Annotated in this window: 8 protein-coding genes; 1 reads left to right on the forward strand and 7 read right to left on the reverse strand. The window is 45.0% G+C overall.

Translation table 11 applies throughout. The features are described from left to right. Window positions 1-104: 104 nt before the first annotated feature. The 4 genes from MHB37_RS24765 to MHB37_RS24780 all read right to left on the reverse strand — a co-directional run bounded on the left by MHB37_RS24765 (window position 105) and on the right by MHB37_RS24780 (window position 2,793). Window positions 105-1,016: a methyl-accepting chemotaxis protein gene (locus MHB37_RS24765; protein WP_076310171.1), complete on the reverse strand. Its 912-nt coding sequence runs from the start codon at window positions 1,014-1,016 to the stop codon at window positions 105-107. Between the two features lie 727 nt (window positions 1,017-1,743). After that, a complete protein-coding gene (locus tag MHB37_RS24770) occupies window positions 1,744-2,118 on the reverse strand; it encodes a hypothetical protein (protein ID WP_076128956.1) in 375 nt (124 codons plus the stop codon). A gap of 97 nt (window positions 2,119-2,215) precedes the next feature. Further along, window positions 2,216-2,395 (reverse strand): YfhD family protein, encoded by a 180-nt coding sequence (locus MHB37_RS24775; RefSeq protein ID WP_036683923.1) that lies wholly within the window; start codon window positions 2,393-2,395, stop codon window positions 2,216-2,218. A 38-nt stretch (window positions 2,396-2,433) separates the two neighbouring features. After that, entirely contained in the window at window positions 2,434-2,793 is a 360-nt protein-coding gene (locus tag MHB37_RS24780) for a hypothetical protein (RefSeq protein WP_036683926.1), read from the reverse strand. Between the two features lie 284 nt (window positions 2,794-3,077). Here MHB37_RS24780 and MHB37_RS24785 point away from each other — a divergent pair, with 284 nt between their 5' ends. Continuing rightward, complete coding sequence (locus MHB37_RS24785) at window positions 3,078-7,655, forward strand: S8 family serine peptidase (protein WP_405168640.1); 4,578 nt, start codon at window positions 3,078-3,080, stop codon at window positions 7,653-7,655. Between the two features lie 1,732 nt (window positions 7,656-9,387). On the opposite strand, the gene dnaJ is transcribed toward MHB37_RS24785, so the two are convergent. The 3 genes from dnaJ to grpE all read right to left on the reverse strand — a co-directional run bounded on the left by dnaJ (window position 9,388) and on the right by grpE (window position 13,370). Beyond that, window positions 9,388-10,512 (reverse strand): molecular chaperone DnaJ, encoded by a 1,125-nt coding sequence (gene dnaJ / locus MHB37_RS24790; protein ID WP_036677487.1) that lies wholly within the window; start codon window positions 10,510-10,512, stop codon window positions 9,388-9,390. 253 nt (window positions 10,513-10,765) lie between these two features. Further along, window positions 10,766-12,613 (reverse strand): molecular chaperone DnaK, encoded by a 1,848-nt coding sequence (gene dnaK, locus MHB37_RS24795; RefSeq protein ID WP_036677488.1) that lies wholly within the window; start codon window positions 12,611-12,613, stop codon window positions 10,766-10,768. A 175-nt stretch (window positions 12,614-12,788) separates the two neighbouring features. Further along, on the reverse strand, window positions 12,789-13,370 hold the full coding sequence (gene grpE, locus MHB37_RS24800) for a nucleotide exchange factor GrpE (protein ID WP_036677491.1): 582 nt from the start codon (window positions 13,368-13,370) through the stop codon (window positions 12,789-12,791). Window positions 13,371-13,382 lie beyond the last annotated feature (12 nt).

Consider the following 13,382-nt stretch of genomic DNA (forward strand, 5'->3'; position numbering starts at 1 on the left):
TTAACAAAATCGGATAATACCAACAATAAAAGGGTCCATCTCTTTTAAGTAGGAGACCGACCCTTTTTTGCTGATATTCAATCTATCAACATACATATTAACAATTAAAGGATATCCATAACCTCGCGCGCTTGTGTGTCGAGATTTTGTGCAGAAGAAGCAATCTTCGAAAAATCCTCCAACGCTACCAGAACCTGCTGCTGACTATCTTCTATATTTTCTTGCACTTGATTTGTTCCTATAGAGATCTTTCCAATTTCCAGCGTGATCGCATCCACACTATCCCGTACCTTTATGATCGAATCTTGTACCATGGAAGATAATTTTCTTACTTCTTTTGCCACTACGTCAAAACCTCGCCCATACTCCCCCGCATGAGCTGCTTCAATAGCTGCATTTAGGGCTAATAATTGCGTTTGCGAAGCAATATCGCGAATCGTTTGCACGATGCTATGAATCGCTACAGCTTGCTTTTCAAGATTAGCTAGAGTATGTGTATTTTCTATCGATACTTCGGCGATTTTGTTGATGCTTCGTAATAATTCTTGACTGCGCTCAATACCTAAATCTGCTCTTTGATTCAAGCTGTCTGCCATCTCTTGCATCCGTTGCACAACATTACTCATGTTGTTTTGTCTTTGGGTGATATTAGTTGCTATTTTAGATACTCCGATGACTTGTTCATTGCTTTCATCAAACACTGGCATGTAGGTGGCTTCAAGCCAAACCGCATTTCCTTTCGAATCCATTCGTTCGATCTTATCCTGAAAACTCTTCCCTGTAAAAAGATCCTGCCAAAACCGTTCGTAACCTGGGCTATCTGCGAAATGTGGAAAACAGAATTCTTTATGATGCATTCCGTACATTTCATCTTTTTTATATCCCATGGAATTTGCAAAAACTTCATTCACATAAGCTACCCGGCGATCAAGGTCAAACCGGATAATAGCTAAATTTCTTTCTAAAGATCTAACAACAAGCTCATCAGTAACTCCTTGAGAGTGTACCAGCCCCATTCTAATTCCCCCTGAAAAAATTCAATAGTTGATTGGTCGTAGCTAGTATATTCGAACAATTATACATCCTTAATCTGTAGTGTGATATTAGCTATATTACTTAAAAAATTTATAACTTCTGCAGACGTTAATATACTTGAAAGTGATGATAATTAGGGTAAACATCCCTAATGATGTGCAAGATTCGAATGTTCATCTATCTTTTTGGGAAATACTCCCCAAAAACTCATGAAATCAGGTCTTTTTCTATCTTTTCAGGGGATTTTCAGGGAGGTTTTCCCTAAAATCTCTTTTTTTCGAGCATTTAGAGAAAAATAGAGGGAGGTTTTCCCTAATTTCATTTTCCAACCTCAAACATGCCGAAAATGTTACCCGATTCCAACAGAAAAATATCTACAGCTACGTCGACTATGAGACCCCCAAATTCTTCTTAGCGGTAACCTTACTTATAAGCTAAAAAATTGCCTAACTCAGTTCATTTTTACTGATCTAATAACAAAAACCCCAGCTGCAAATATCAGCTAGGGTTCAAACTCTCAATTTCATTTTCAAATTCCTATCATTCTCAATCCCCTTGTAGCAAAGTATGGAAGTTCCTCCGTTTTCAAATGCACTCCAGCCAGACTGCGGCGCAGCAAGCCACGCCTACCCTCGCCTTCATGCAACAGTTGTCTGCGACCTGTACGAATATTTTCCTTTTCCCATTGTACACACATTCAAAATTATCTTACTTATTGGATTTATAATCTTTTATTTTAATCCCCAAAACCATATCCTTCTGATATGCGTCAGCTTGCTTCAAACCAATAATCCTTGGGTCTGAAGGGTAGTGACGTTCAAGATATAACAAAAATGCGTGATGAAACCTAATTTCGGCATCCAATTTATTCAGTTCATTCGGATGATTCTCTAGTTCGGTTAATTCTGCTTCCCATCGATACAAATCGCTCGCCTCAGAGCGCTCCATACGAACCTTCTTTGTCAGCTCCCGCAACTCACGATAGGCGCGTTTTACTTTTGGAGAGTACAACTGCTTCTGGTTCAAATAGGTTAATAATGCGATCAATAAGGCTAACCCTGTCCACAAAATAACGTTATCCATCTTCTCCCCCCACACTTAAGCTCTTCGCCCTAATTATACATGCCCAAACGCAAAAATACCCCACAAAGTGAGGTATCCGCCTTAGCTTTTTTAGCTGCTATTCTTTCTTCATAATCTCATTCAGCTGACGTTTGTCCGCTTCTTGTGCGCGATCCTGAGCTTCAATATCATCAAGATCGGCTTCCGCCGCGGAGAATTCTACATCCTCTGCTTTAGCTTCGTATAACATTTTCAATTTCTCCGTCTTGGAGAAGATTTGTGAGTTCTCTCTATCCATTGTTCGTCTCCTTTCTTCTTACTCAATGAAGTGCCTGATCAGACCATCCCGCCTGCTTCTTCAATTAAGCGCAGAGCCTGATCGTAGGACTCCGTATGCACAATAACCGTAAGCAAAATATCTCTCCCCGTTGGACCACCGTTACCACCATGACTCATCCCGCTAGAGCTGGTGTCCGCAGCTGCAAGTATGCCTGTGTGTGCATGCTCAGCAGTCATGGAGTCCATTCTGGCCACATTGCCTGTCACCGGATTTACCCCTGAGCTAAAGCTGGTACCTCCATATCTACTGAAGCGATCAATGGAAACTTCAATGGCCCGAAGTGCACGAAGCTTGCGCGCGACCCCTTCGGCTTCCTCTGGACTTTTAAAATATGCCAAAATATATCTTTCCGACATCTTATCCCCGCTCTCGCTTGAAATTCAGACATCTGTTGCATTCATTTATATTGTCTTAATTTCACTTGTTTTATGCTCTGATTTTCTTATATTCCACTTATCTACTGGGAATTCGACATTTTCCTCAACGCTTCGCTGCAATATGGTACTAAAGTTGTATATTCGATTTGAAGTTATAGCTGTAGAATAAATTTAATTTTCATAATTTTTTACATTTTATTTTGAGGAGGAGAACCACAGACACATTGCAATACAAAAAAATTCATTTGGGAGGATGAACTTATTTGAAACGTACCTTTAAACACTCTATTCAAAGATTTGGTATTGGAGCGGCAAGCTTCGGACTGGCTGTGTCTGTTCTTTTTCCATCAGCTGCATTTGCGAACTCATCCCTTGAATCTTCAACCCTGGTTACTGATGTACAATCTCAAAGTGTGACCCCTCATAACTATGCTGGAGTACTCAAAGGTTCAGCACCAGTTTCAGTAATTGTGGAATTGACTAATAAACCAGTCAGTGTGTATGTAAATGAGACAAAAACTTATTCTTTACGATCCTCAGTCTCCTCACAACGCAGTAAAATTATCTCAGAGCATAAAAGCTTTATTTCCTCAACACAGAAAATCGATGCCGATATCGGTTTTGAATACAGTGAGATTTTTAACGGGTATTCCATTACGCTGCCAGCCAATCAAGTAAACAAGCTGTTAGAGCTTCCAGGCGTTGCGGCTATCTATCCAAATGAAGAAGTACATGCACTAGCAGACAGTGTTGAAGTAGCGACATTACCTGTTACACGTTCCTATTCAGACAGCGGCAAGCTAATAGGCGCGGACAAACTACATGATTTAGGTTACACAGGCAAAGATATACAGGTAGCTGTTGTCGATACTGGTATTGATAAGAATCACCCTTTGTTAAAAGATAATTATAAGGGTGGCTATGATGTATATGATCAGGATGATGATCCGGCTGAAACAGCCCCTGATGCTAACTTCCCTCCAAGAGCAGGTACTCCTTACGAAACCTCGCATGGTACACACGTTGCCGGGACAATTTTAGATGTGGCACCTGAGGTAGAATTGTATGCGTATCGCGTACTTGGTCCCTATGGATCTGGTTCCACAGCGGATGTAATTGCGGGTATTGAGAAAGCAGTCGATGACGGAGCAGATGTGATTAACCTTTCTCTAGGCTCTAGTGTCAACCAAAGCTATTCCGCGAGTTCAATCGCGATAGACAATACCGTAAAATCGGGCGTGAACGTTATTGTTGCCGCCGGTAACGCTGGTCCTGATGCAGGAACACTGGGCGAACCCGCTGGTGCCCAACTCGCGCTTAGTGTTGGAGCTTCTACTACTCCGATAAATACCCCTTTCTTTGATATTGGCGATGTTAAAAAGATTCCCGGGACATTAGCCAGTTACTCCCCAGATTTAATCGATAATATTGCTGGCAGTAAGATCGTTTTCGCTGGTCTTGGGAGTCCTTCCGATTACAAAAATCTGGATGTCAAAGATAAGGTAGTGCTTGTTGATCGGGGCTCGCTGAGCTTCTCAGACAAATCTCTTAATGCCAAAGCTGCTGGTGCGAAGCTTTTGCTGATTGCCAATAATGAGCCTGGTGAAATCAGCCCCACCCTTGGTGCGCCTGGGGATTACATTCCTACCTACGGAATCAGTCAAGCCGATGGCAAAAAAATAAAAACTCAGATGGCTGCTGCTAAAGATATAATCAGTTACTATATAGCGCTTGAAGTAAATCAGTTAGCAAACTTCAGTTCTATGGGTCCAGGGATGCCCGATTATCTAATAAAACCTGATGTTGTAGCGCCCGGAGTCAATATCAACTCGACGATCCCTAGCTGGGATGGGAACTATGACCATGCTTTCGGCTTAAAAAATGGCACTAGCATGGCAACCCCACATGTTGTAGGAGCTGTGGCTTTGTTACTGAGTAAAAACTCTGATCTGAAGCCAAATGAAATTAAAGCTCTGTTGATGAACAATGCTGATCCTATTTTTAACCGTGATGGGAATTCTTACTCCTTGTACCAACAAGGTGCAGGTTTAATTAATTTGGAGAAGTCGATAAACGCTAAATCCATTGCTAAAGTCGGTGAGATCCTTAACAGCGGTCTTCCGGGTACTGTTGAAATCCCTTATTACACAGGTTCCTTATCCTTCGGCTTACAGCCAAAGGGTGTTACTGTAACGAAAGCTGTCTATGTAGAGGACTTTAAAGGAAACGGAGAAACATACACCCTGTCCACCAAATGGCTGACAGAAGCTCCTACTGATATTAGTATTGATTTTGCACCAAACAGCGTTACCTCAGGGGCAGATCAATATGCACAATTTACACTCAATGTATCTAAAACAGCAAAAGAGGGCGCATATGAAGGCATCCTGTTACTTACCTCTGATACAGAAACCCTTCGTCTGCCATTTAACGTTGTTGTAGGTGACCAATTTAATGTAGCACCTATTAATCAGCTCTCTTTTGAAAGTCCACAAATTTCACCTAATGGTGATGGTCGCTCAGACGACACCACCTTTACCTTTTCTGTCAATGAAGAGCTGGAAGGCATAAGTTTCGTTGCCTCTTCAAAAGATGCTCCCGCAACAGTTTTAGGTGAAGTTTATGCGATCGATGAGAAGATCTATCGTGGTGTATACGAAGTTCCAAATTGGGATGGAACATTAACAGACCTGGAGACCTCCGCCAAGTCTACTTTAGCAGATGGTCACTACTACATCATTCCTGTGCTTCCCAATGGGCAACTGCTCGAGAAACAAAAGGCCGAGTTCACAATTGATACCGAGAAGCCGCTAGTTTCCGGCATCACCATTGAGGAGTATGAACGCGAAGCGCCAACCGATCCTGGCGTGGCACAAATTAGTGGTTTCATTGATGATGACCTAATGGCCTATTATATTTCTAATACAAACCCTATTGGAAACTGGTTTACCGTATATGCCGAAGGCAAACATTATGATGGGAATGCTTATAAATTTGGCGGTGTGATTGCAAATAACGGTGCCTTTACCATTGATGTTCCTGTTAACGAGGGGCTAAATGAGTACAAAGTCCATGTGGTCGATAAAGTTGGCAATGGTGCAGACGACGATGATTACGTTCAGCGGCTGCTTTATAGCACAGGGGACGGTACTTTCACAGTAACTCCGGCTCTTTCTGCATCCACCATTGAAGTAGGACAATCTGTGACCGTTAATTTAGATTATTCCGTGACAGATGAGGTTTATGGCGTCTATGGGGCTTCATTCGGTGTCATATACGATGATTCCCTTGAAACACCAGTAATCCAGCCAAGCGTACAGCTGGTTACGTATCAAGAGGAGCATTTCTCTAGTGTTCCACTTACAGAATATTCACAAACGTATGACCTTGGAGACGGCCAAAAACTGACACAATATAGTGTCAATCTGTCAGGAGGTGCTTATCACGGCTCTGGCTCACTAGCCCAAATAACCTTCGAACCAGCAACAGCAGGAGATTATTCCTTTGAGCTATATGATGTCCAGATTTGGAATGATGCCACAACATCAACTATCCCATCTGGTTTGAGAACAGTAAGTGTAACTGTAAACACACCTGAAAAACCTACACCAACGCCTACACCAACACCAACGCCAACGCCGACACCAACGCCAACACCAACACCATCAGCAACGCCAGATCCAACAGAAACACCAACACCGACACCATCGCCTACATCGCCTACATCGCCTCCATCTTCTGAGTCGTATGTACCTACAGCAACCAGCACTCCCACTCCTGGACCTTCTTCGAAATCCGGGAAGCTAGTAGAGACAGCCGATCCAGCTGGTGGTAAAGCTTCAGCGGTGTTTAATATCTTAGATACTGCATTAACAAATTCGATTCAGAATGCAAAAGATAAGACTTCTGTACTTGATCTTAGCGATGTGAATTTCAATAAGTATAGCCAAGTTGTTATTACGCTTACCCCGGCGCAAGCTGAACAGTTGAAGAAATCGGAGAATGCACTCAGCCTTAACGGTAATGGGTTCAATGTTCTTATTCCAGCGGCAACCCTTCCGGATTTCATTAGCAGCAGTGGTTTGTTGCTTACGATAAGTCTGGCTGATGCTAGTGATGCAGCAGTGTTATCAGGAAGCTCAGCTGCGATCAATATTGGTTCTTCCATTCTTACCATCAAAAATGGTTGGACAACCGGAAAGCCGGTTACCCTTCAGCTTAATCTAAAAGACAGCAGTCTACGTGATGCTCGAAAAACTGCCGCCTATGCAGAAACAAAGGATCATAAATGGTCCTATCTGCAACCTGGATCTTTCTCTAAAGAAGGTATTCTACAGTTTACAGTTACTGGCGACGGCTCTTATAGCGTGGCATCCCGTAATGTAAGCTTCAAGGATATCGGCACACACTGGGCTAAAGGCGATATCGAAGTTCTTGCTGCTCATGGCATCATTGCCGGCAAAGGAACCGATGGCAGCTTCAAACCTGCTGACACCTTAAATCAAGCGGAACTGTTAACGCTCTTCGACCGTCTACTCGGAAAAGGTGACACATGGAATACTCGTATCAAACAAAGTGGTTCACGCGATGTGCTGACTCGCGAAGAAGCAGCCCTTATCATTGCTGAGGCCCTAGGCGCTGATCTTACAGTAGCTAAGACTCCTTTGAGCTTTAAGGATGCCGACAACATCGCTGCAGAAGCACGTAACGCCGTAGCCTATGCTGTAAGCAAAGGTTATCTCAAGGGCGTTGGTGCGGACAACTTCAATCCACAAGGCACTCTGACTCGTGCACAAGCAGCAACCATTCTGAGCCGTGTGTTTGAGGACCTACGTTCTTAAACAGTATCTAGTTGAACTCTCAAAGAAAGCCCCAGCAGCCAAATGGCTGCTGGGGCTTTCTCGTCTTAAGGTCACATCTGCGGCGTATACGAGGCAACTATCGGACACAGTTGCACTTAAACGCTGATTTATGCGACTTTTACCATGCCAACGGACCCCATAGTCGCAATTAGCACGAAAGACACCAAATATGAGCGTGTTACTAGGCAATAGCTGCACTGGAGTCCGAAACTTCGCACAAAAGGAGAAAAATTTGCAAATAGCGTCAGCTGGGTCCGACTTCGCACAAAAAGCGATAAATGTGCAAATAGCGTCAGCTGGGTCCGTATGCCTCCAGCGTCTCTTGGGTCCTATCCACTCAGATGATTATTCTCAGCGCTATCGGACACAGTTGCACTTACACGCTGAATTATGCGACATTTGCCATGCCAACGGACCCCATAGTCACTATTAGCACAAAAAACACCAATCATGAGCACTTTTCTAGGCAATAGCTGCACTGGAGTCCGAAACTTCGCTCAAAAGGAGAAAAATGTATAAATAGCGTCAGCTGAGTCCGTATGCCTCCAGCGTCTTCCGGGTCCTATCCACTCAAATGATTATTCTCAGCGCTATCGGACACCGATGCACTTAAACGCTGATTTATGCGACATTTGCCATGCCAACGGACCCCATAGTCGCTATTAGCACGAAAGACACCAAATATGAGCACTTTTCTGAGCAATAGCTACACTGGAGTCCGAAACTTGGCTCAAAAGGAGAAAAATGTGCAAATAGCGTCAGCTGGGTCCGTAAGCCTCCAGCGTCTTCTGGGTTCTATCCACGCAGATGATTATTCTCAGCGCTTTCGGACTCAGTTGCACTTAAACACTGGATTATGCGCTATTTGCCATGCCAACGGACCCCATAGTCGCTATTAGCACGAAAAACACCAAATACGAGCGCTTTTCTGGGCAATAGCTGCACTGGAGTCCGAAACTTCGCTCAAAAGGAGAAAAATGTACAAATAGCGTCAGCTGAGTCCGCAAGCCCACCTAGATAATTCAAAGCATATAGTGTGTTTAAAAAAGCTGGAGACCAGTCGGGGGTTTCAAGGTTACAGGGTTCGCGGTTCGCGGTTCGCGGTTCGCGGTTCGCGGTTCGCGGTTCGCGGTTCGCGGTTCGCGGTTCGCGGTTCGCGGTTCGCGGTTCGCGGTTCGCGGTTCGCGGTTCGCGGTTCGCGGTTCGCGGTTCGCGGTTCGCGGTTCGCGGTTCGCGGTTCGCGGTTCGCGGTTCGCGGTTCGCGGTTCGCGGTTCGCGGTTCGCGGTTCGCGGTTCGCGGTTCGCGGTTCGCGGTTCGCGGTTCGCGGTTCGCGGTTCGCGGTTCGCGGTTCGCGGTTCGCGGTTCGCGGTTCGCGGTTCGCGGTTCGCGGTTCGCGGTTCGGGGTTGCCGGGGTTGCCGGGGTTGCCGGGGTTGCCGGGGTTGCCGGACTTGTCGGGGTCACCGGGGTTACCGAATTTACCGGGGTTACCAGGTTTACCGGGGTTACGGGATTGAACCAGTTAGCCAAACACGCAGAATTCCGCAGGTTCCAGCATCACAGCTCAACCAAAGAATTGCATGAGGTTAGTTAACTGGCCCTGCCCTAATCTCATGCCTGGACAAAAACGCAGAGCAGCGATCCCCCAAGAACGGGAGGTCGCTGCTCTGCTGTCTTTTTCTATTCATTTACTGAATGAATGAGTTAGGATATCAGTCCCCGCGAAACGCACGTTTCACACGATCAAAGAAGGACTGCTCGTGCTCATGTGTGTTTTCTCCGTTCAGAGAAGCGAACTGGCGTAGCAATTCTTTTTGCTCTTCATTGAGCTTGCTAGGTGTCACAACAATTACCCGTACATGCTGATCACCTTGGCCAGATCCACGCAGACGTGGAACACCTTTACCTTTGAGGCGGAAGAAAGTGCCTGTTTGCGTTCCGGCAGGAATCTTCAGCTTCACTTTTTCGGTTAAGGTTGGAATTTCAATCTCATCACCAAGTGCTGCCTGTGCAAACGTAAGCGGAACCTCGCACATAATATCATCGTTCTCACGCACGAAGAAATCATGCGATTTGACACGGATAACAATATACAAGTCTCCAGCAGGACCGCCGCGTAAGCCGCCTTCGCCTTCGCCAGTCATGCGCAGCTGTGCACCGTCATCAACACCGGCCGGGATACGCACATGGATCTTGCGTTGCTTTTTAACTTTACCCTGTCCGGCGCAAGTCGTACATTTTTCCTTAATAATCTTACCTGTACCACTGCAATGTGAACAAGGACGACGATTACGCATCTGTCCAAGCGGTGTATTCTGTACGAATTCCTGTTGTCCACTACCATGACATACGGAACAAGTCTCTGGTTTAGTGCCCGGTTTAGCCCCGGAGCCGTAGCAGGTATCGCAAGTTTCTGTACGTGGAATAGTAATATCGGTTTCTTTGCCGAATACCGCTTCCTTGAATTCAATGGTCATGGTATACTGCAAATCCCCACCGCGCTGCGGTGCGTTAGGATCACGGCGTCCGCCGCCTCCAAAGAACATATCAAAGATATCGCCAAGTCCTCCGAAGTCGCCACCACCGCCGCCTCCGAAGCCGCCCATACCTTGGTTAGGGTCAATATGGCCATATTGGTCATATCTAGCTCGCTGTTGTCCATCACTAAGAACATCATAAGCTTCTTTTACTTCCTTAAACTTAGCTTCAGCGTCATCTGCTTTATTCACGTCTGGGTGATATTGGCGCGCTAATTTCCGGTACGCTTTTTTCACCTCATCGTCTGAAGCATCTCTACTAAGGCCAAGCACTTCATAATAATCGCGTTTATCTGCCACTGCTTTCACCTCCGTGCATACATACTCAAATTCCTTATTACCTGTCAAACAAACCATTATACGATAAAACCTCAGGATCTGACCATCCAGATTCAGCGATGTTTATTCTTACAATATCAGAAGGCGCATTCGCAAAGAGTGTGCAATCTGATATTACAAAAGGAAAGTCAAAACACGGGATGACCCGGTTTTGACCTTCCCTTCTTAACTATATAAGAATTTATCAGTTTCCTATTACACTTATCGTATAAGGTTACCCTTGATTCTTATCTTCGTCAACAACCTCATAGTCAGCGTCAACTACATTATCTTTTTTAGGAGCGCCTTCAGCGGCTCCAGCGCCACCTTCAGCACCTTGCTCAGCTTGAGCAGCTTGTTCGTACAGCTTCATGGACAACTGTTGTACAATCTCAGTCAATGCTTCTGTAGCTGCATTGATTTCTTCAAGATTGTCAGTTTCAAGTGCTGCTTTAACTTTATCTTTAGCTTCATTTGCTTTTTCAACATCAGAAGCATCAGCTTTATCGCCAAGGTCTTTAATTACTTTTTCAGTAGAATACACGAGTTGGTCAGCACCGTTCTTCGCTTCTACCAGTTCTTTACGCTTACGGTCTTCCTCAGCGTGAAGCTCGGCATCCTTCATCATTTGTTCTACTTCTGCGTCGCTCAGGCCGCTGGAAGAAGTGATAGTGATTTTTTGGCTCTTGTTCGTGCCTTTATCTGTCGCAGATACATTTACGATACCGTTGGCATCAATATCGAAAGAAACTTCGATTTGTGGCACGCCACGTGGTGCTGGTGGAATCTCGTTCAGCATGAAACGTCCCAGTGTCTTGTTGCCATTTGCCATTTGACGCTCACCTTGCAGCACGTGAATCTCTACGCTAGGTTGGTTGTCAGCAAAGGTTGAGAATACTTGGGATTTGCTTGTAGGAATGGTAGTATTACGCTCGATCATCTTCGTGAACACGCCACCTGCAGTTTCAATACCCAGGGAAAGCGGAGTTACGTCAAGCAATACAACGTCTTTAACATCACCAGTCAATACACCCGCTTGAACAGCAGCACCAAGAGCTACTACTTCATCCGGATTCACACCTTTGTGTGGTTCTTTGCCAGTAAGCTTTTTGATAGCATCTTGTACAGCTGGGATACGTGTAGAACCACCAACCAGAACGATTCTAGTAAGGTCTGCAGGGGTCATGCCAGCATCAGACAATGCTTGACGAGTTGGTCCCAATGTACGTTCTACCAGACCAGCAGTCAGTTCATCAAATTTCGCACGAGTCAAGTTGATCTCTAAGTGCTGAGGTACGCCGTCAACCACAGTGATGAACGGAAGCGATACAGTTGTTGTCAGTACGCCTGACAATTCTTTTTTCGCTTTTTCAGCTGCATCTTTCAAACGTTGCACAGCAGATTTATCTTTGCTCAGATCAATGCCTTGCTCTTTTTTGAATTCGGATACCAGGTAATCCATAACCACTTGGTCAAAGTCGTCGCCACCCAGCTTGTTGTCGCCGCTTGTAGCTTTTACTTCGAAGAAGCCATCACCAAGTTCAAGGATGGATACGTCAAAAGTACCGCCACCAAGGTCATAGACTAGAATGGTTTGATCTTCGGATTTCTCCAGACCATATGCCAAAGCTGCTGCTGTTGGCTCGTTCACAATACGCAGAACTTCCAAACCTGCAATTTTACCTGCATCTTTGGTAGCTTGACGTTGGCTGTCATTAAAATAAGCAGGAACAGTGATAACTGCTTGAGTAACAGTTTGGCCAAGATAAGCCTCTGCATCGGATTTCAGCTTTTGCAGAATCATTGCCGAAATTTCTTGTGGGGAGTAGTCTTTACCATCAATGCTTTCTTTGTGGTTAGTACCCATGTGACGTTTAACAGAGCTGATCGTACGATCAGGGTTAGTAATTGCTTGGCGTTTAGCCGTTTCACCGACGATACGCTCGCCGTCTTTCTTAAAGCCTACAACCGAAGGGGTTGTACGCGCGCCTTCTGGGTTTGGAATTACTACGGCTTCGCCGCCTTCCATAACGGCAACGCAAGAGTTCGTGGTTCCTAAGTCAATACCGATAACTTTACTCACAATAATTTGCCTCCTCTAAAGTTATATGGAGCCTAAGCTCAATAAATTTATAAAAATATCAAAAAAATTCGATTGATAATAAACTATCCGGGCAACAGCCTGCAATCGGATAAATAGTAGGCAAAAGCACTGCTGCTTTATGGCGAGCAGAAACTGCCCGTCCTATATAGACAGACTACATGCTGACTTTGACCATGGCCGGACGAAGAACTCTATCTTTCAGAAGATATCCCTTTTGAACCTCTTCTGTAACGATCCCCTCTTCGTACTCCTCGCTCTCAACCTGCATAATAGCCTGATGGTATTCAGGATTAAAAGGCTGTCCTACTGTTTCCATAGCTGTAAGCCCCTCAGCCTTCAATACCCCATCCAGCTGACGGAAAATCATATTAACGCCCTTCGCGAAAGCTTCGGATTCAGGATTAGCTGGAGTAGTGACTAACGCACGCTCGAAATTGTCCAGCACGGAAAGCAATTCCGTCAGGAGCTTGGAGGTAGCATATTGAGCCAACTCTTCTTTTTCCTTCTGGGTACGACGACGGAAGTTATCAAAATCAGCTTGTGCACGCAGTGCACGACCTTGATATTCATCAGCAAGATCCTGTAGGCGTTTCACCTCAGCACCTGTATCTGAAGCACCTTCACTAACGTTTTCAGCTGTAAATGAGTCGGCATCTGAGACTACTTCAGCCACAGGCTCCTCATTGATCAATTCCTCTTTGAATTCATTAGAATCTTGAACTTGTTCCTTTTTCAAGTTGTCTTCACC

The organism is Paenibacillus sp. FSL H3-0286 (genome assembly GCF_045040705.1).
GTDB lineage: Bacteria > Bacillota > Bacilli > Paenibacillales > Paenibacillaceae > Paenibacillus_AQ > Paenibacillus_AQ odorifer.

Excerpts from the sequence above, each read along its gene's own strand:
- MHB37_RS24765 (WP_076310171.1), bottom strand. The coding sequence starts at position 1,016 with ATGGGGCTGGTACACTCTCAAGGAGTTACTGATGAGCTTGTTGTTAGA.
- MHB37_RS24770 (WP_076128956.1), bottom strand. The coding sequence starts at position 2,118 with ATGGATAACGTTATTTTGTGGACAGGGTTAGCCTTATTGATCGCATTA.
- MHB37_RS24775 (WP_036683923.1), bottom strand. The coding sequence starts at position 2,395 with ATGGATAGAGAGAACTCACAAATCTTCTCCAAGACGGAGAAATTGAAA.
- MHB37_RS24780 (WP_036683926.1), bottom strand. The coding sequence starts at position 2,793 with ATGTCGGAAAGATATATTTTGGCATATTTTAAAAGTCCAGAGGAAGCC.